Below are 19932 nucleotides of genomic sequence, written 5' to 3' on the forward strand. Positions count from 1 at the left end.
TCAGCCTCCCGCGCCGGAACCGACCAGACCACCACCGCCACTGTCTTCCGGTATTGGAATTTCCTTGCCAAAGCCCCCCATGTCCGACTTGGGAAACTTTTTCCCGACCAGCCGCACCGGTGCCGGCACTTGCAAAGGCAAGGGGTTGGCCCAGGAATCGGGTTCACTCAGATGGACCCGGCGCAACAGCAAACCGGCCGACCCCACCTCTCGCAAGATGCCCACCAGATCATCCGAAGGTCGTTGCGCACCATCTTTGGCGACATAAATGAGACCACGGATACCTTGGTTTTTCAGCCGCTCCAGACTAGGGAGGATGGACTGGTCGATAAAATAACGATTATCAAAGCTCCCAGGGCCCGGTTTAGGGGCTGTCAGACGACGGCTATCACAAAGCCACACCGGGGGCGCATCCGCCGCCACCCCCAGGCGATGGCGTTGATAAATCTTGGGTGCCAAGGTCACCATGGCATCGATTATGTCTTGGGAGTCCACCGCCACAGTGCTATTCACTTTTGGTGGCCAGGAAGATTCAACAACGCCATCCAGGTCGGATCGCTCAGGATGTTTCATGGGGTTGGCTCTGGGCCAATGGTCATAGCTGGCAATGAGCTGACACTCCCGTTCCAGAAACAGAGCGGCCCCCAGTTGCAAGGATTCCGCCCCCGGCAGGTCAATCAGGGTCATGGTTCCCGGTCGCAACCAGTCCCAGGCCCCTTCAGGTCGAGATTGGTTTACAGCCGGGCTGTTCTCAAGCGGTCGGGGCAAGAGCTTGAGACGGTCAATCCCGGCAAAAAGGGTCGGGCAATGATAGGGGTGCCAAACACTTTCCGGCGGCGGCCCATACAGTCGAAAAAGACTGTAATAGTCCCGAAAGTCATACCAGGCATCCCCGGAGGCCCCTGTTTTCTCAAAGGGATCGGCCAGAGTGGGGCGAGCACGCAGTGGTGTGCCCAGGCGTTCAAGTAGTTTCAACCAGCGTTGCGACATGACAGGCTTCATAGTTGATAATGGGATGGACATGAACGCGGCTGCTATAACCAGCAAACCGACCATTCACCAGAAACATTCCAAGACTGGCATAGCGCGCACCCGAGGAAAACCACAAGGGAGCGGGCTCGAAAGCTGCCTGAAGGGCATAGGCTGCGGGCTTGGTCAGTGCCTGGTTAATAGCCAGGCGCCAGTCGTTTGGTGACAGCAAGGCGCCAATACGAACCGCATTCCCCATGCGACCGAAACTTCCTTTGAGCACCCAGGAGGATTGATCGCGCAGATAATCATCCTGATGTGCCGGTTCAGGTAACACACTATCGGGGAACCACGTGGAGAGGCAATCACGTGCACGTTCCGACAACCCCAGGGATTCCACCTCTGCCAAGGCATAAAAGCGCTTACTCTGAGAAGCCAAGGCGGATAGAGGGCTCATAAGCGGATGCTGACAAGCCAAGCGTTCCCAATCGGCTGCATTGGGCAGTTCACTGATCCATTCTCCCGGGTAATAGCGAAATAGCACATCAACCGCCTGATCGAACAGCCAGGCTTGACCATCGGCATCCACCTGCAAATTGGCTGGTGATCCAACCACTGCTTCTCGGCCGGACTGTCGCAGCCAATCAGCAATCAGTGAGACCTGTTGCAAGTCCCCCGACCAGGCACTAGCGTGAACCAGACCAATACGCTGCCAGGGGGAAAGGGCCTTGATCAGGGACTGGCGAAGATCCCCCGGGCACGACAAACCAGACATCCAGGGCAGGACATATTCAGACATCAGCGCCTGGTATCCGGCACACTCCCCCATCTCTCCCGGGCAATCCTCGTTGAACTCGGTGATATACCAACGTTCATCACTGCTGTAATGGAAATCACAGCGGCTGACCCTGGGCTGATCGACGGGCTGCTGTTGAATAGCAGGCCAAAGAGCCGATGGCACACCCACTGCCTCCAGGTAGCGCTCATCTGCGCAGACTCGCGATTCCAGTTCTCTCAGTGCCGACCAGGCCGATTCGGCGGCCTCGACCAGGAATTCGTGTTCTTCCCGACTCAATATAATGGCATCTGGAAGTAGTGTCGGCTCACCATCATGATAGATGTCCCACTTGTAATGCTCGGCTCGAAAGCGTTGTAACAGTCGAGTAGCATCGGCAGGTTCCAGCGGCCAGGGTTCGGTTCTCATAATCGCAGCCCAAGCCAAGTGGACAGCCAAGGCATCAAGAGCACGCTCCCCAAGGCGACCACAATATAGACCCACCATTCACCATCCCGGGACACTTCATCGGGGGTACGCGGACGCATGAGTTCATGTGCCAGCACCGGCAGAGCAATCAGGGAAAATCCGAAAAGGCTGTCGCCAAAACCATGATAATCCCCATGAACCGCATAGGTGATAATCACTGCGTTGGACAGACAGAATCCAGCTGCGGCCTTGGCATCATTGATTCTGTGGTCGCGGACAATGCGATCAGCGAAGTTGGCCTTTTCCCGGCGAATCCACAACCACTGAGTCAGGGCCAGGATGGTCCAGCCCATGAGGAAGAACCAGGGGGTAATCCACCAGCCATCTTCATACCCCGGTAGCACCTCGAAGATACTGCCGTACTCCAGGGATTCCGCCGTCATGGATCCCCACATGGCCCCACCAAAAATCATCCCCGTGGCTAGAGTGAAGGCCGCAATAAAAATGGCGGCGGCCAGGTTCTTGCGCTCGTAGACATCAATACGCAGGCGGGGACCGAAAAATTCGGCCCATAACTGGCCAAAGAATTTGATGGCGGCAAAAGCCATCAGGGCATAAAGCACCGTCCAGATGCCGGTAATGGTGGGGTCTGCGTGCAGAGAGAGTACGTAAGCGCACCAAAGAACGCTGGCGATGACCCCCAAGCGAGCAAGACCAATAGCAGAATTTTTGTGCCAATAGAGGTGATGCAAGCGTCCGACCCGGCTCCATGACAGGCCGTAGAAACTGGTCACCAACGCCACACCAAAAACAAACCCCGTGTCCTGCCAAAAAACATCCGCTTCATAAAAAAACAATGCGGTAAAAAAACCCACCACAGCCGAAGCGAAAATAATCCGAGCGGCCCGCAGACCAGCAGAATTGGTAGTGATCAAGGTTCCCCCAAAGACTCCCATCGCAATGCTTTCCCGCTACCATAGCAGAGGCTGAGCAAGGCAGTGAATGGCCCCGCCCTGGGCCAACACGGCACGAGCATCCAACCCGACCACTTGCCGATCCGGGAACAAGTCCTGCATTACGCCGATGGCCTGCTGATCACTCGCCTGGCCAAATGCGGGCAGCAATACCCGATCAGCGGCAAGATAAAAATTGGCATAGCTGGCTGGTTGGTGACGCCCCTGGATCCGTACCGGCTCGGGTACCGGCAAAGCAATCACCTCCAGGCCAGCCGCCGACAGGCGTCGATGGGCTTCAGCCAAAGTATCCGCATCCGGGTGACCAGACGGCACGTCCGGGCCCGGGCACACCACCTGCCCGGGCGCCACGAAACGAGCCAGATTGTCCACATGACCATCCGTGTCATCCCCTGTGAGCCCCGAGCCCAGCCAGTGAATGTGGCGGGCTCCGAAGTAGTGCCCCAGGCCGGCCTCCAGTTCAGACCGCCCCGGATTCTCTCGATTAGGATCAAGCAGTACCGATTCGGTGGTCAGCAAATGCCCGCAGCCATCACAATCCACCGCCCCACCCTCTACGCGGAACGGCAGAGGCAACCGCCGTCGATGCCAGCGCCTAGCCAGCATCAGAGGGATCAGGCTGTCCAGGCCGTGGGGATACTTCTCGCCCCAGGCATTGAAGTGGCCATCCAGCAGCACGGCTTCGGGGGCATCACCGCTTGTCCGCCAAGCCCCGATGGGCCCGGCATCCCGCATCCAGATGTCATTGGTCGGCAACGGCAATAATGTCAGGCTTTCCCTGTCCTCTCCTCCCAGGAGGCGAGCAATAGTCGACTGTTCATCCGGTGATACCAAAATGGTCACCGGCTCCACCTCCCGCAGTAAACGCTGCAGGTGAACAAAAGTATCCTGCACCGCCGGATACAGCCCGGACCAGGCCTGATCCACCTGCGGCCAAGCCAACAAGGTCCCCGCTCGCGGTTCCCATTCCGCCGGCACCCGGTACTCGAATTCCCCCTCAACCTCCGGCATCCGCGTCCCTCTGCCCATTGTCAGCAAACCTCCCAACACCCCATTCACACTCGTAATTGGCACCAAGCCGAGGATTATAAATGCCCAGGACCTGAAATAAGTCCGGGTCTCCGTTAAAATCAGGGCCTTGTCTCCGGCTCCGGTCCGTCCGGGACGCTCGATTTCCAGTCCAGCAAGGGGTTCGCATGTCCGAAGAACGCGATGTGATGGAATATGATGTGGTGGTGGTGGGCGCGGGGCCCTCGGGACTGGCTTTCGCCCTTCGATTGCGCCAGCTCGATGCGGATGCCAGCATCTGCATCCTGGAGAAAGGCGGCGAAATCGGCACCCACAGCCTCTCGGGCGCCGTGATGGAGCCCGGCCCCCTGGATGCCCTCTGGCCGGATTGGCGGGACAACAAACCGGAGGTTTGTGTCCCCGCCGGCAAGGATGAATTCCTCTTTCTCAGCCGGGACAAGGCCCGCCGCCTGCCCACCCCGCCCCAGATGAAGAACCACGGCAATTTCATCATCTCCCTGGGCGCACTCAATCGCCGTCTGGCCGAGCAGGCCGAAGCCAATGAAATCGACGTCTTCCCCGGCTTTCCCGCCGCCGAGGCACTGTTCCACGAGAATGGCGGAGTCAAGGGAGTGCGCTGTGGCGACATGGGGCTCCAGTCCGATGGCAGTCCCGGTCCCAATTACGCCCCGGGCGTGGACATCCATGCCAAGCTGACAGTACTGGCCGAAGGCTGCCGGGGCAGTGTTTCCAAGACACTAATTCAGAAGTTCGAACTGGACAAGAACGCCTCCCCGCAAACCTATGGCCTGGGGCTGAAGGAACTCTGGCAGTTGCCGGAAGGCCGGGGGGAGCCCGGCAAGATTCAGCACACCCAGGGCTGGCCACTGGACAACAACACCTACGGCGGTGCCTTCGTCTATCACCTGGAGAATGATCAGGTCTATATCGGTTTTGTGGTGGGGCTGGATTACCAAGATCCCCACTTCTCCCCCTTCGAGGCATTCCAACAATTCAAGCATCACCCGAAGATGCACAAGCTGTTGGAGGGCGGCGAGATCATTTCCGGCGGTGCCCGCTCCCTGGTGGAAGGTGGCTGGCAGTCCCTGCCCACCATGGAAATGCCGGGCGCACTGCTGGTAGGGGATACCGCCGGGACCCTCAATGTGCCCAAGATCAAGGGCATCCACCAGGCCATCCGTTCCGGCATGGAAGCGGCCGAGCATTGGCATGAGAAGGGCGAGACCAGCGGCTTCGACGCCCGTTTCCGTGCCTCGTCCGGTGGCCAGGAGTTGAAGAAGGTCCGCAATATCCGTCCGGGCTTCAACAAGGGGCTGTGGCGGGGGCTGTTCACCGCCGCCGTGGAGACCGCCACCCTGGGCAAGCTGCCCCGCACCCTGCCCAACCATGCCGACCACGCCGTCCTCAAGCGCCTGGACGAACAGGAAACGGTGGAGCGTCACTGGGTGGAACGGGATCTGCCACCCCGGGATCGCCTGGCTTCCGTCTTCCATGCCGCCACCGCCCACGATGAAAGCCAACCGGTGCATCTCAAGGTTCGTGACCCGGATATCTGCGTGACCCGTTGCGCGGAGGAGTTCGGTAACCCCTGTACCGAGTTCTGTCCGGCCAATGTTTATGAAATGGTCGAAGAAGACGGCAACAAGCGCTTGCAGATCAACGCCGCCAACTGCGTGCACTGCAAGGCCTGTGACATCAAGGACCCCTATCAGATCATCGACTGGGTGACGCCGGAAGGCGGCTCGGGGCCGAATTATCAGAATTTATAGAAGCTACAAGCTACAAGCTACAAGCTACAAGCTACAAGCTACAAGCTACAAGCTACAAGCTACAAGCAGTTGGGCCACAACAATGACCAAGTTCCAAACAAATGGCACTTGCGATTTACCTAGCGACAGCCAAGCACTTTCCGTCGGGAAAGACTGCTTGTAGCTTGAAGCTTGTGGCTTGCAGCTCGTTCGAAAAAAAACCGTAAAACTGAACCATAACGAGGACCGACTTAATGAAAATCCTGGTTCCCATAAAACGAACCATCGACTACAACATCAAGGCCAAGGTCAATCGCGATGGCTCGGGGGTTGTCACCGATGGGGTGAAGATGAGTATCAACCCCTTCGATGAAATTGCCCTGGAGGAAGCGCTCCGCATCAAGGAGCGGGGCGAGGCCGAAGAAGTCATTGCCGTGACCATCGGTGTCAGCGGGGCCCAGCAGCAGCTGCGCACTGCGCTGGCCATGGGCGCCGACCGAGCGGTGCATGTGGAGACCGATGAACTGATTCAGCCACCCCAGGCCGCCCGCATTCTGCTCAAGATCCGAGAAGAGGAAGGCACGGATCTGGTGATCATGGGCAAGCAGGCCATTGATGACGACGCCAACCAGACCGGTCAGATGCTAGCCGCCCTCTGGGAGCGCCCCCAGGCCACTTTCACCTCCAAACTGGAATTCAAGGATGGCTGGCTCAAGGCCACCCGGGAAGTGGATGCCGGGCTGGAGACCATCGAGGTGGAACTGCCGGCCGTGGTCACCACCGACCTGCGGCTGAATGAGCCGCGTTTTGTGAAGATGCCGGACATCATGAAGGCCAAGCGCAAGCCGCTGGACAGCAAGACACTGGATGAAATGGGCCTGGACATGCCCCCGGTGCTGGAGGTTCAGACCCACGAGCCGCCCCCCGAGCGCAAGGGCGGTCACAAGGTGGAATCCGTGGATGAGCTGGTGAGTGAACTGAAAGAACGGGGGGTGTTGTAATGAGTCGCACACTGCTGATAGCCGAACATGATGGCAAGAACCTGAATCCCTCCACCGCCAAGGCAGTGACCGGTGCCCTGGCCGTGGGTCATCCGGTGGACATTGCCGTCTTTGCCGACGATGCGGCGGCCATTGCCGAACAAGCCGCCAAGCTGTCCGGCGTGGAAACCGTCATCAAGGTGGAGCGGCCGGAGAACAAGCATCTGCTGGCCGCCACGCTGGCCCCGCAAATCCAGGCCCTGGCAGAAGGCTATAGTCATGTTTTCATGCCCTCCACCACCTTCGGCAAGGATGTGATGCCCCGGGCGGCGGCCCTGCTGAATTCGCCCCAGGTGAGTGACATCATGGAAGTGCTGGGTAGCCACCAGTTCAAGCGGCCCATCTACGCCAACAATGTGATTGTCACCGTCACCGCGCCTGAACAGGCCACGGTGACCGGCACCATCCGCACGGCCTCCTTCAAGGATGCCAAGGCGGAGGGCAAGGCCGAGGTCAGTGACAAGACCCTGGATGTGAGCCTGCCGGAACACACCCGCTTTTTGGACCTGGAAGTACACAAGAGCGATCGACCGGACCTGCAATCGGCTCAGCGGGTAGTCTCCGGTGGCCGGGGCGTGGGCAACCAGGAGAACTTCGAGATCATCTACCGCATCGCCGATAAGCTGGGCGCCGGTGTGGGCGCCTCAAGGGCGGCAGTGGATGCCGGCTTTGTGCCCAATGACATGCAGGTGGGTCAGACCGGTAAGATCGTGGCCCCGGAACTGTATATGTGCTTCGGTATCTCCGGCGCGATCCAGCATGTCACCGGCATCAAGGATGCGGGCACCATCGTGGCGGTAAACAAGGACCCGGATGCGCCGATCTTCGAGATTGCGGATATTGGCCTGGTGGGCGACCTGTTTGAGATTATTCCGGAGCTGGAAAAAGCACTGGACTAAGGTCCAGTGGGTCAGGTCTTTAATTTTTTGCAAGGTGACGGACTTGGCCCTGACCTTCGCGTTCCGTTGTTTGAGCCGTGCTGATTGCTCATTAGATCAAGGATTTTGACCATGACAGACCCGAAACCCGTCTGGCAACCCAGCGAAGACCGCATTGCCGAGACCAATATGGCCCGTTTCATGGACCATGTACGGTTGGAATATGATGCGGATGTGGAAAACTATGCTGGACTTTATCGTTGGTCGGTGGAGAATTCAGAACAGTTTTGGCCGGCGGTCTGGGCCTTCTGTGGCATCAAGGCCTCCCAGCCTTGGGATGAGGTGTTTCTGCCCGGCGAGCACATGATGGAATCCCGCTGGTTCAAAGGCAGCCGCTTGAACTTTGCAGAGAATCTGCTGCGTTTTCGTGATGATCACACTGCCATCATCTTCCGGGATGAACAGGGTCATCAGCGGACACTGAGCTATCGGGAATTGCATGAGGAAGTCTCTAGACTGGCCAAGGGACTGAAGGCCGCCGGTGTCGGTGTCGGGGATCGAGTGGCCGGCTATATGCCCCATCTGCCGGAAACCATCGTCGGTATGTTGGCAGCCACCAGCATTGGGGCCATCTGGTCCTCCTGCTCTCAGGACTTCGGAGTCAGTGGCCTGCTGGATCGCTTCGGCCAGATCGAGCCCAAGGTACTGATTACTGCCGATGGCTACTGGTACAACGGCAAGGAAATCCATGCCCTGCCCCGAGTCGAAGAAGCCATGGCTTCCCTGCCATCGGTGGAACAGGTGGTGGTGGTACCGAATCTGTCTGACAAACCCGACATCTCGAGTCTGACAAATGCCAGCCTGCTGAGCGATTTTGCCGCCGAGTCAGGAGGTGAAATCGAGTTTGAACAACTGCCCTTCAATCACCCGATCTATATCCTTTTCTCTTCCGGGACCACCGGCAAGCCCAAATGTATTGTGCACGGTGCGGGGGGGACGCTGATCCAGCACCTCAAGGAGCTGGTCCTGCATACGGATCTCAAGCGGGAAGATCGCTTCTTCTATTTCACCACCTGTGGCTGGATGATGTGGAACTGGCTGGTCAGCGGTCTGGCCGTGGGCAGTACCGTGGTGCTTTATGACGGCTCCCCCTTCCATCCCGGACCGGCATCTTTGCTCAGACTCACCGAGGAGGAAGGCATTACCGTCTTCGGCGCCTCCGCCAAGTACTTCTCGGCCCTGGAAAAGGCCGGAAAGGAGCCAGCCCGCGACCACGACATGAGCAGTCTGAAGGCCATTCTTTCCACCGGCTCCCCCCTGCTCCCGGAGAACTACGACTATATCTACCAGCGCATGAACAGTGATATTTGCCTGGCTTCCATCTCCGGGGGGACGGATATCGTATCCTGCTTTGTGTTGGGCAATCCCACCTTGCCGGTCTATCGGGGCGAGATTCAGTGCCGTGGCCTGGGTATGGCGGTCGCCGTTTTCGATGACGATGGCAAGCCGGTGCGCAATCAGAAGGGCGAGCTGGTCTGCACCCAGAGCTTCCCTGCCATGCCGGTCTACTTCTGGAATGACGAGGATGGCCGACGCTACTTCAACGCCTATTTCGATCGCTTCGACAATGTCTGGTGCCACGGCGACTACGCCGAGCTGACCGCCCGGGATACCATGGTGATCTACGGTCGCTCGGATGCCGTTCTCAACCCGGGCGGGGTTCGCATCGGCACGGCGGAGATCTACCGCCAGGTGGAGAAACTGGATGAAGTGGTGGAATCCATCGCCGTGGGCCAGAACTGGAAGGAAGACCAGCGGGTTATTCTCTTCGTGGTCCTGAAGGAGCGAGTTGAGCTCAACGATGAGCTGGCAAAACGCATTCGCAAGACCATTCGGGCCAATGCGACCCCGCGGCATGTACCGGCCAAGATACTCCAGGTACCGGAAATCCCACGAACGGTGAGCGGCAAGATCGTTGAGCTGGCCGTGCAGCAAGTCATCCACGGGGATACGGTGAAGAACAAGTCCGCCCTGGCCAACCCGGATGCACTGGTGCATTTCCAGAATCGACCCGAGCTCGAGCGTGACTGAAACGGCCGAAGCTAAAAGCAATCAGCAAAAGCTTCCCGGCGGGCCCCTGGCCCGCTGGGAGTCGGATCTTGCGGCCGGCTTTGTCCGGGACGAGGCTCAGGAAAAGGCCATTCATGCCCTGGAGGCGGTGTATCAGGCCCTGGTGAATCATCAACTCCCTTTGTGGGAACGATTCCGGGCCCGTATGGGCTTGCCCCCCAGGCAGCGTGAACCGGTGGAAGGCCTCTACCTTTGGGGCGGGGTCGGACGCGGCAAAACCCATCTAATGGATCTGTTCTACGAGAGCCTGCCCTTCCGCGACAAACGACGCCAGCACTTCCATCGCTTCATGCGGGAAGCCCATCGAGGCCTGAAACGGCACGGCGACCGACAGGACCCCCTGGAGGCCGTAGCAGACGATGTAGCCAGGGAAACCCGGGTACTCTGTTTCGATGAGTTTTTCGTCTCGGACGTTGCGGATGCCATGATACTGGCCACGCTACTGGACGCCCTTTTCCGTCGCGGAGTCTGCCTGGTGGCTACCTCCAATATCCCACCCCAGGACCTGTATCGTGGCGGTTTGCAACGACAACGCTTCCTGCCGGCCATCGAGGCACTGGAACGGCATACGCGGGTCATGAATGTGGATGGCGGCGTGGACTATCGGCTCCGAGTACTGGAGAAGGCCGAGATCTATCACGCCCCCCTGGACGAGGCCGCAGACACCATCATGGCGGATACCTTCCAGCGGCTGGCCCCGGATGGTTACCAGGGAAATCTCAGCATCACCGTGGAAGGGCGTGAAATTCCCGCCCGGGGAGAAGGGGATGGGGTGGCCTGGTTTGACTTCGAAACACTCTGTGAAGGACCACGCAGCCAGAATGATTACATTGAGCTGGCCCACGAATACCATACAATACTGCTGTCCCGCATACCGGTACTGAAGCGAGAGAGCGAAAATGCCGCCCGACGATTTATCGCCTTGGTGGATGAATTTTATGATCGTAATGTGAAACTGATTATCTCCGCCCAAGTACCGGCGGAGTCCCTGTATCAGGGCCGCAAGCTTGAATTCGAATTCCAGCGCACTCTCAGTCGCCTGGAAGAAATACAAACAAGGGAATACCTGGCCCTACCCCATCTTCCCTGAGTGGAGCGGAGAGATCGCATGAGTGAAGAAGGCAAACCGAAAGACATGGAGCAACTGCGGGCTTGGGTAGAAACGGTCTGCGAGGAGCTGGCCAAGCGCCTGGTGAGTCGAGGCATCATGGAGCAGCCCGTTCGGGTGGAAAGCCGGTGGGTATTACCAGGAAAGGTTATTATCGGTGTGGCAGAAGAACGTCAAGCAGACCGTAAACGAATGTGGATCATTGGTGGTGATGCGGTCTTGCCCGATGCCGTCGACATCTCTGTGGCCCGCAATCCACGGGATGTAGCCCGTCATTTCTGCATGCGCTGGCAGCTTTCCGGGGCGCGGATGGCCACCACCGCTGAGAAAGAAGAAGGTGCACAGGGCATGATTGACTGGCAGGCTGTAGAAAAACGGCTGGAAAAACAGGCGGAGGCACTCCACCTTCTCGCGGAGGATGATCAAGCCTGGGATGACATCAGAGATGAACCCGGGGCCGGGAAAAAGGCCAAATAATGCTGGGCGCGGGTGAATGGCGCACCATCCACCCGCGCCGCCTGCATTATCCCATGCCGGAAGTCCGGCCCCCTTCTTCCACGAAATAGCCGAGCTGATCAAACTCATCCACCGCAATGGCCTGGGCCCTCAAGGCCTCCACCGACTCCAGTCTCTGGGCATCGGTCTCCTGCAAGACTTCCGCCTCGACAGCCGCCTTCAAAAGGCCACTGTAATTCCCGGGATCTGCACTGATCTGCCCCTTGCGCAATGCCTTCCTGAGCTTGCGCCGTAGCGGACTGCTTTCCACCATGGCGACCATGGCGCGGTCCAGCTCATCGATGCGTTCACCGTTGCCTTCCTCGGGACGATACATGCCTTCGGTCAGGCTGTCCCGACTGGCACCAGGAATACTCACCGCCGAGGCAAGACGCCGAACCCGGGCATCGGGTACGGCACGCCAGCGACGACCCACGGGGAAAGCCAGACGGCGGATCAACCACCCCGTCATGCCACCTACGTTATGGGACAGGCTGAGAAAAGAGTCATGGATACGATATAGACTATCTTCCAGAGTCCAGCGCAGTGCCTCGCTGGTCTCCTCGGGATAGCCACGATCATGGGCATGCTTGAGGGCAGTGGAAGCCAGATACAACTGGCTGACGGCATCCGCCATGCGCCCGGCCAATTGCTCCTTCCGCTTGAGTCCGCCCCGATAGCTCAACAGCAGCAAATCCGAGATGATGGCGAAGCTGGCAGAGGCCCGGTTCAAACGACGGTAGTAAGGCTTCAACGAACGGGGCACGCCGGACGGAAGCCGACTAAACCGGCCATTGCTCACACCAAACACCAGGGATCTAACGCCATTCCCTAGAGCATGACCAAGATGCCCCATAAGTGCCTTATCAAAGGCCTTCACAGGGGCACCTTCCACCTGTCCCTGCACGGCGTTCAGCTCATCCAGCAAATGGGGATGGCAACGGATGGCCCCTTGCCCAAAGGTAATCAGGGTCCGGGTGAGGATATTGTGACCTTCCACGGTGATTCCGATATTGGGGAAACGCTGGAGTTGGCCCAAGGGATTCTTCGGGCCCAGGCAGACACCGGCGCCGCCATGAATCTCCACCGCATCATTCACTGCTTCCCGCGCTCGCTCGGTCATGTTGTACTTCATGATGGCCGAGATCACGGACGGTTTATGGCCTTCATCCAGGGCCGCCAGTGTGACCAGACGGGCCGCGTCCATGGCGTAATTATTGCCGGCCAGGCGCCCCAGCTTTTCCTGAATACCCTCGAAATCGGCGATGGCCACACCGAACTGTTCGCGGACCCGGGCATAGGCACTGGCCAGGCGCAGGCTGGTCTTGGCAGTGGCGGTACTCAGAGCTGGCAGGGAAATGGCGCGGCCGTCGGTGAGACTCTCCATCAGCATGCGCCAGCCATGACCCACAAAATCATGGCCGCCAATCACGTTATCCAGGGGCACAAAGACATCCTTGCCGCGAACGGGGCCGTTGAGAAAGGACATCTGGTTGGGATCATGACGACGGCCGGTCTCCACGCCCGGGCTTGAAGCAGGGACCAGCGCCAGGGTAATACCCAGTTCAGCCTTGTCTCCCAACAAGCCGTCTGGATCCTGAAGGCGAAAAGCCACGCCCAGCAAGGTGGCCACGGGGCCCAGGGTGATATAGCGCTTGTCAAAGTTAAGGCGTATACCCAGTACGTCTTCCTTTCCATCCACGCTGCCACGACAGATGACACCGGTATCCTGCAGGGAACCGGCATCACTGCCGGCATCGGCGCTGGTCAAGGCAAAGCAGGGAATCTCCTCGGCGCGGGCCAGGCGGGGTATATAATATTGCTTCTGGGCCTTGCTGCCGTATTTGAGCAGCAGCTTGGCCGGGCCCACGGAATTGGGGATCATCACCGTCAGGGCCGCACTGATACTGCGACTGGCAATCTTCATCACCACCGCCGCATGGCCATACTGGGAGAAGCCCAGCCCCCCGTATTCCTTGGGGATAACCATGCCGAAGAAACGCTCGTTCTTGATCAGATCCCAGGCTGCCTGGGGCAGATCCCGCTCGATATTGTCGATACGGTAATCATCCAGCATGGCGCAGAGGCGTTCGGTGGGCCCCTCCAGAAAGGCCTGTTCTTCCTCACTCAAGGTGGCAGCCGGAAAGGAAAGCAGCCGTGCCCAGTCGGGCCGGCCGGTAAAGAGCTCCGCATCCCACCAGGTGGAACCGGCTTCCAGGGCGGCACGCTCGGTCTCGGAAATCTCGGGCATGGCGCGACGATAGAAAGCCATCATGGGGCGGGTAAGCACCAGACGCCGCAAAGGACCCACCACCGCCAACAAGACCGGCAGACCGGCCAGCACAGCCGCCAGGGACAGGCTCACGGGGCCGGCCGGTGACAGGACCACCAACCCGGCCACAGCAACTGCCACCAGCGGAGCCCAGATCCAGCGGGAGAGGGAAAAGAAAGCAGCAGCGAGCAAGAAAGCAGCAATCGCCACCCACCAAAAGGCCTGGGTATCCAACCACTCGAGCATGATAATCCTCCGCGACGTGCCCCCGGCAGGCGGCCGGGACAACGGTCAGAAAGTGACAGAGCGCCTTACTGGCGCTCGCGCCAAATGGCAAGAAAGCGTTGACTCTGTCGCCGGGTCAGCGCCAAGGCAACAAAGCCCATCAGAAGATAGGCCAGCATGGGCACCAACACGCCCCAGCCGGAGAAATCAAAACCCAGCACTGAAGCCTGTGCCAGTGATACCTGCTCTGCCTGAAGCGCAGGATAAAGGGAATCACTGAAAACCAGGGTAGCCGTATACAGGAGCAGGATGGCCGCAAAAGCCGCCATCAAAGCACCCACAGCAGTCACCACCAGACCAAGCTTATCCATATCAGTTCACCGCATCCGGTTGGGCTTCCGGAGCAGCGGCCCGGAAGGCATTCAGGGCCCGGCAACGCGCATCAATGGCCACCAGGGTGGGATAGTCTTCCAGCGGAAACTCAAAACGGCGGGCGTTATACAGCTGGGGCACCAGACAGAGATCCACCAGTCCGGGTTGATCCCCATGACAGAAATCCCCGGTATCCTTTTCATTAGCCAGCCGGGTTTCCAGGGCACCCAGACCTTCTGCCAACCAGTGGTGATACCAGGCGGTCTTCTGGCGATCGGATACCCTCAACTCATTACTCAGATACTGCAAGACGCGAAGATTGTTGAGGGGGTGCACCTCGCAGGCAATCAGCTGCGCCAGACCGCGCACCCGGGCCTTGTCCGCCGCCCCCGAGGGCAGCAGTGCAGGCTCCGGGTGACGCTCCTCCAAGTATTCCAGTATGGCCAGAGACTGGGTAATCACCACCCCACCATCCATCAAGGTGGGCACAAGCCCCTGGGGATTGAGGCCACGATAACTATCCTGGTGCTGTTCCCCACCGTCCTTGACCAGATGTACCGGCGCCTGCTCGTAAGGAATCCCCTTTAGGTGCAGGGCAATCCGTACCCGATAGGCCGCCGTGCTCCGCCAGTAGGTATACAACTTCATTTGTACTGCTCAACCGTCTGTTCGATGGACCCGAAAATACTGTTGTCCTGATCATCCAGCATCTCAATCTTGACGGTGTCGCCGAACTTCATGAAGCCGGTCTTCGCTTCCCCTCCGTTGATGACTTCCAGCACATTCTTCTCGGCCAGGCAGGAAGAGCCCAGGGACTCGTCCCGATTGGCGATGGTGCCGGAGCCCACCAGAGTGCCAGCGGACAGGGGGCGGGTTTTGGCCGCATGGGAAACCAGGCGGGCAAAGCTGAACTGCATGTCCACACCGCAATTGGGGCGGCCGAACAACTCACCCTTGTAATGCGTGACCAACGGCAATTGGATCTTGTAATCCTGCCAAGCCGAACCCAGCTCGTCCGGGGTCACCGCCACCGGGGAGAGGGCCGAACGGGGCTTGCCGTGAATAAAGCCAAAACCTTTGCCCAGTTCGGAGGGAATAAGCTTGCGCAGGGACACATCATTAAGAATCAGCAACAGTTTGATGTGTTTGCCCGCTTCCTCTTCGCTCACACCCATGGGCACATCATCGGTGATCACGCCCACTTCGGATTCAAAATCGATGCCGTACTCTTCACTGGCCATCCGAATGGGATCCCGGGGGCTGTCATAGCCGTCACAGACCGCCTGATACATCAGGGGGTCATCCAGAAGTTGCGGCGGCAATTCAGCACCACGGGCCTTGCGGACCCGTTCCACGTGGGGCAGATAGGCACTGCCATCCAGGAACTGGAAGTTGCGCGGCAGAACCGCATCCACCTCATCCTGCTTGAAGGCAAAACTGCCTTCTGCCTCGCCGGCTTCCAGCTTTTCAGACAGGGCGCGCAGCTTGGGTTCAACGCTGGCCCAATTCTCCAGGGCAAGCTGCAATGTGGGGGCGATATCCCCGGCCCGAACAGCCTGCTTGAGATCACGGCTGACGATGATCAACTCACCATCACGACCTTTCTTCAGAGATCCCAGTTTCATCAAATAACTCCTTTCAGTCGTTCATAGCTTCAAGCTACAAGCTGGCTCCTACAGCCGCGGGCATCTTTGCGATAGCTCGCGACTTGCATGGCCCGGGTCTGGACGACTTGCCGTAAGCTGGCACTCCCCGGCTTGCAGCTTGTAGCTTGTGGCTTGCAGCTGCACTTCAAGGCCTCAGGCCTTGAAGTGCTTCTTTAACCCTTGCCAGCAGTCCTGATAGTTCTGGTGCAGGGCGCTTGTTTCCATGGCCTGTTTCGTGGGCCTGTACGTGAGACAGGTCTCGAACATGAAGGCCATGGTGTCTTCGATCTTCTGGGGCTTTGAGGTATCGGCGGCAGTAGCCTTTTCGAAGGAATCCGCATCCGGCCCGTGGCCGGACATGCAGTTATGCAGGCTGGCGCCGCCCGGCACAAAACCACCCTCCTCGTCCGCCGCTTTGGCGTCGTACTCGCCATGTATCAGCCCCATGAATTCGCTCATCACGTTGCGGTGATACCAAGGCGGACGGAAGCTCTCCTCCATAACCAGCCAGCGCGGACCAAAGATAACGAAATCCATATTGGCCACGCCCGGCTTGCCGGAAGGCGAGGTCAACACCGTGAAAATCGACGGGTCCGGATGGTCATAGCTGATGGAGCCGATGGCGTTAAAGCGACGCAGATCATATTTGTAGGGCGCGTAATTGCCATGCCAGGCCACCACGTCCAGAGGAGAATGATCAATGGCGGCGGACCAGAGATGCCCCTGGAATTTACCCACCAACTCGAAGTCACCCTCTTCGTCTTCCCAGGCGGCTTCCGGGTAGAGAAAATCCCGCGGATTGGCCAGCCCATTGGCACCAATGGGCCCCAGATCCGGCAGCTGTAGCGCCGAACCGAAGTTCTCGGCCACATAGCCCCGGGCCGTGTCATCCAGCAACATCACGCGGAAACGAACCCCGCGCGGGACCACGGCAATTTCCTGGGGCTCGATTTCCACCACACCCAGCTCGGTGTCCAAACGTAGCCGCCCCTGCTGGGGCACGATCAGGAATTCGCCGTCGGCACTGTAGAAGAACCGGCCTTCCATGGAGCGATTGGCCAAGTACTGGTAGACCGCAATACCGGCCTGGGCGGCGGCCGAGCCGTTACCTGCCATGGTGAACAGGCCATCGACGAAATCCCGTGTACCCTTGGGTTCGGGCAGTGGCCCCCAGCGCAGCTGATTGGGCGTTGGCGGCATCTCGTCAAAACGGTTATGAAAACTGCCTTCCTTGATCGGGCGGAATTCACCGTGAATCACCGCCGGCCGGATACGATACAGCCAGCTCCGCTGATTGCGGTGCCGGGGTGCCGTAAAGGCCGTTCCAGACAGTTGTTCGGCATACAATCCATGGGGCGGGCGCTGCGGCGAGTTCTGCCCCACCGGCAAGGCCTCCGCCACCGCTTCGGTGGCGAATTCACTGCCGAAACCAGTCATGTAGCCCTTTGAGCCTTTCAAAGCCATTGCAGATCTCCCAATTCAAGGCGGCTTCGATTCACCAGCTCCACGCTCCAAGCTTCAAGCCACAAGCAGATTGCGAAAACGGCTCTGGAATTGTTTCGACACGGTCTGCTTGCAGCTTGCCGCTTGTGGCTTGCAGCTTCCTTTAAAGAACGCCCCGCTCTTCCTGATCGCGCTCAATGGCTTCAAACAAGGCTGTGAAATTACCTTCGCCAAAGCCTTCATTGCCCTTGCGCTGGATGATCTCGAAAAAGATCGGGCCGATCACATTCTTGGTAAAGATCTGGAGCAACAAGCGATCCTTGTCTTCCTGGTCGGCATCGATCAGCAGGCGCAGTTCCTTCATCTTGTCCACGGGCTGGCCGTGGTTGGGAATGCGCTCGTCGATGAGCTCGTAATAGGCATCCGGGGTATCCAGAAAATCAATGCCCTTGCTGCGCAGATTTTCCACCGTGTCGTAGATGTTATCGGTGAACAGAGCGATATGCTGGATGCCCTCGCCGTTGTACTCGTTCAGGTACTCGACAATCTGGGACTTTTCATCGGAAGACTCGTTAATGGGAATCCGCACCATCCCGTCGGGGCTGGTCATGGCCCGGGAGTTCAGGCCGGTCTTCTTGCCCTTGATGTCGAAATAGCGGATCTGGCGGAAGTTGAAAAGATCCTCGTAGAACCTGCACCACTCGTCCATGTTTCCAAAATGAACGTTGTGGGTCAGGTGATCCACATAATCCAGACCGAAGCCCTTGGGCCGCTTGTCCACGCCTTCGAAGAAGTCGAATTCATCTTCGTAGAGGTCGCCCTGATCACCGTATTTGTCCACCATGTACAGGGCGCTGCCACCAATGCCTTGGATGGCCGGGGCGTCCACTGCCAGCGTTTCGGGCTTCGTGTCGAATTTCGTGGCTCCCTTTTCAAGCGCCAGTTTCATGGCGTGATCGGCATCCTTGACGCGGATGGCGAAGCCGGTGGCGCAGGGACCGTGCGCCTTGGCGAAGTCTTCGGCGAAGCTACCGGGCTCCTCGTTCACCAGGAAGTTGCTGTCATTCTGGCGATACAAAGTGACATTGCGCTTTTTGTGCTTGGCCACGGCGGTAAAGCCCATGGCCTTGAACAGATCATGCAGCAGCTTGGGATCCGGCGCTGCATATTCCACGAAATCGAAACCATCGGTCCCCATGGGGTTGTCATACTGTTCAGCCATGTCAATCTCCTTAAAACTGTTCTTTGTCGAACGGCCACACGGGCCCTCAGCGACGCTGGGGCCCGAACGGGTGAATCAGTGGAAATGCTAACGATGATTATACCGAAGCCGAAGGCAGCCGTCATAGAATGGCAACCCACTGATATAAAGGCGCTTTTCACCTCCGATTTTCTGCCGACCTTGCCATTCGGTGGCAATATGCAGGTTTTGCTTACAGTTCAGTACGCACGTCGATCAGCTCCGGGAAGAACTGCAGGTCCAGAGCTCGCTTGAGAAAGCTCACCCCGGAGGAGCCCCCGGTGCCGGTCTTGTGGCCGATAATGCGCTCCACGGTCTTCATGTGGCGGAAGCGCCAGAGCTGGAAGCTTTCCTCGATATCCAGCAGTTTCTCGCACATTTCATAGGCGTCCCAGTTGGTCTCGGTGTCGGCATAAATACCTCGGAACACCTCGGTTACGCCGTCATGGGCCTCATAAGGCTCGGCCCAGTCCCGCTCTACCTTCTCGGCCGGGACGGGATGGCCTCGACGGGCCAGATAGCGGAGGAACTCGTCATAGAGACTTGGCTGTCTCAGCAACATCTCCAGCCAGGCATGGGTCTCGGGTTCATGCTCGAAAACCTTGAGCATGTCGGCATTCTTGTTGCCTAGCAGGAATTCCAGAGCCCGATACTGGGGCGACTGAAAACCGGAGGCCCCGCCCAGCACACCGCGGAATTCGGCATATTCTGAGGGGGTGAGGGTTTCCAGCACCCCCCATTGCTCAAATAATTGGCGCTGAATCTGTTTGACCCGGGCGAGAATCTTGAAACAGGGCGCCAGATTGTCCTGGGCCACATGATGAAGGGCCGCACTCAGTTCATGCAGCATCAGCTTGATCCAGAGCTCAGAGGTCTGGTGCTGAATAATGAACAGCATCTCGTCGTGGTGAGGTGGATCGGACAGGGGGTGCTGGGCGTCGAGCAGGCGATCCAGGACAAGATAGCCTGAATATGTCAGGCGATCCTTGAGATCGGTGGAGATCCCGGCTTCCAATTCCCGACGGTTCGACATGACATTCCTCCAGCAGACAGGCCCGAATTCCTGCTCCGAGACTATACACGGACTCCGCCGGCCACTCAGCCTGCGAGCGCGAAAAAGGCCCACACCATGCCGCCCAAACCGGGAAAACCGAAACTC

The 19932-nt window shown here is 58.6% G+C and carries 17 protein-coding genes; 6 read left to right on the forward strand and 11 right to left on the reverse strand.

What is annotated here, in order from left to right; all coding sequences use genetic code 11:
• The 4 genes from J2T60_RS07445 to J2T60_RS07460 are packed head-to-tail and all read right to left on the reverse strand — an operon-like array spanning position 1 to position 4158.
• Positions 1 to 990, reverse strand: coding sequence for a hypothetical protein (locus J2T60_RS07445; protein ID WP_253447785.1), 990 nt, complete (start codon positions 988 to 990; stop codon positions 1 to 3).
• On the reverse strand, positions 962 to 2173 hold the full coding sequence (locus J2T60_RS07450; protein ID WP_253447788.1) for a glutathionylspermidine synthase family protein: 1212 nt from the start codon (positions 2171 to 2173) through the stop codon (positions 962 to 964). Before J2T60_RS07450 ends, J2T60_RS07445 begins: the two co-directional genes overlap by 29 nt.
• Entirely contained in the window at positions 2170 to 3108 is a 939-nt protein-coding gene (locus J2T60_RS07455; protein ID WP_253447791.1) for a hypothetical protein, read from the reverse strand. Before J2T60_RS07455 ends, J2T60_RS07450 begins: the two co-directional genes overlap by 4 nt.
• 36 nt (positions 3109 to 3144) lie before the next feature.
• Entirely contained in the window at positions 3145 to 4158 is a 1014-nt protein-coding gene (locus J2T60_RS07460) for an agmatine deiminase family protein (protein ID WP_253447794.1), read from the reverse strand.
• A gap of 185 nt (positions 4159 to 4343) precedes the next feature.
• On the opposite strand from J2T60_RS07460, the gene J2T60_RS07465 reads away from it, so the two are divergent.
• The 6 genes from J2T60_RS07465 to J2T60_RS07490 all read left to right on the forward strand — a co-directional run bounded on the left by J2T60_RS07465 (position 4344) and on the right by J2T60_RS07490 (position 11557).
• The gene (locus tag J2T60_RS07465; RefSeq protein ID WP_253447797.1) at positions 4344 to 5945 is read left to right on the forward strand and encodes an electron transfer flavoprotein-ubiquinone oxidoreductase; all 1602 of its coding nucleotides are present in this window, start codon (positions 4344 to 4346) and stop codon (positions 5943 to 5945) included.
• Between the two features lie 233 nt (positions 5946 to 6178).
• On the forward strand, positions 6179 to 6925 hold the full coding sequence (locus J2T60_RS07470; RefSeq protein ID WP_253447800.1) for an electron transfer flavoprotein subunit beta/FixA family protein: 747 nt from the start codon (positions 6179 to 6181) through the stop codon (positions 6923 to 6925).
• Positions 6925 to 7863 (forward strand): electron transfer flavoprotein subunit alpha/FixB family protein, encoded by a 939-nt coding sequence (locus J2T60_RS07475; RefSeq protein WP_253447803.1) that lies wholly within the window; start codon positions 6925 to 6927, stop codon positions 7861 to 7863. The genes J2T60_RS07470 and J2T60_RS07475 overlap by 1 nt, the downstream gene beginning before the upstream one ends.
• A gap of 111 nt (positions 7864 to 7974) precedes the next feature.
• The gene (locus tag J2T60_RS07480) at positions 7975 to 9933 is read left to right on the forward strand and encodes an acetoacetate--CoA ligase (protein WP_253447806.1); all 1959 of its coding nucleotides are present in this window, start codon (positions 7975 to 7977) and stop codon (positions 9931 to 9933) included.
• Positions 9926 to 11062, forward strand: coding sequence for a cell division protein ZapE (zapE, locus tag J2T60_RS07485; RefSeq protein ID WP_366518294.1), 1137 nt, complete (start codon positions 9926 to 9928; stop codon positions 11060 to 11062). Before J2T60_RS07480 ends, zapE begins: the two co-directional genes overlap by 8 nt.
• Positions 11063 to 11080: 18 nt before the next feature.
• Complete coding sequence (locus J2T60_RS07490; RefSeq protein WP_253447809.1) at positions 11081 to 11557, forward strand: DUF4826 family protein; 477 nt, start codon at positions 11081 to 11083, stop codon at positions 11555 to 11557.
• Between the two features lie 46 nt (positions 11558 to 11603).
• Here the strand turns inward: J2T60_RS07490 and J2T60_RS07495 are convergent, their stop codons facing one another.
• The 7 genes from J2T60_RS07495 to kynA all read right to left on the reverse strand — a co-directional run bounded on the left by J2T60_RS07495 (position 11604) and on the right by kynA (position 19806).
• Positions 11604 to 14093: an acyl-CoA dehydrogenase gene (locus J2T60_RS07495; protein WP_253447812.1), complete on the reverse strand. Its 2490-nt coding sequence runs from the start codon at positions 14091 to 14093 to the stop codon at positions 11604 to 11606.
• Between the two features lie 65 nt (positions 14094 to 14158).
• Positions 14159 to 14443: a hypothetical protein gene (locus J2T60_RS07500; protein WP_253447815.1), complete on the reverse strand. Its 285-nt coding sequence runs from the start codon at positions 14441 to 14443 to the stop codon at positions 14159 to 14161.
• Between the two features lies 1 nt (position 14444).
• Positions 14445 to 15092 (reverse strand): maleylacetoacetate isomerase, encoded by a 648-nt coding sequence (gene maiA, locus J2T60_RS07505; RefSeq protein WP_253447818.1) that lies wholly within the window; start codon positions 15090 to 15092, stop codon positions 14445 to 14447.
• Complete coding sequence (locus tag J2T60_RS07510) at positions 15089 to 16069, reverse strand: fumarylacetoacetate hydrolase family protein (RefSeq protein ID WP_253447821.1); 981 nt, start codon at positions 16067 to 16069, stop codon at positions 15089 to 15091. Before J2T60_RS07510 ends, maiA begins: the two co-directional genes overlap by 4 nt.
• A gap of 174 nt (positions 16070 to 16243) precedes the next feature.
• Positions 16244 to 17554, reverse strand: a complete 1311-nt coding sequence (hmgA, locus tag J2T60_RS07515; RefSeq protein WP_253447824.1) for a homogentisate 1,2-dioxygenase — start codon at positions 17552 to 17554, stop codon at positions 16244 to 16246.
• A gap of 142 nt (positions 17555 to 17696) precedes the next feature.
• Complete coding sequence (gene hppD, locus J2T60_RS07520; protein WP_253447827.1) at positions 17697 to 18755, reverse strand: 4-hydroxyphenylpyruvate dioxygenase; 1059 nt, start codon at positions 18753 to 18755, stop codon at positions 17697 to 17699.
• A 211-nt stretch (positions 18756 to 18966) separates the two neighbouring features.
• Positions 18967 to 19806, reverse strand: coding sequence for a tryptophan 2,3-dioxygenase (gene kynA, locus J2T60_RS07525; RefSeq protein ID WP_253447830.1), 840 nt, complete (start codon positions 19804 to 19806; stop codon positions 18967 to 18969).
• Positions 19807 to 19932: the final 126 nt, after the last annotated feature.

Source organism: Natronospira proteinivora (genome assembly GCF_024170465.1).
GTDB classification, from domain to species: domain Bacteria; phylum Pseudomonadota; class Gammaproteobacteria; order Natronospirales; family Natronospiraceae; genus Natronospira; species Natronospira proteinivora.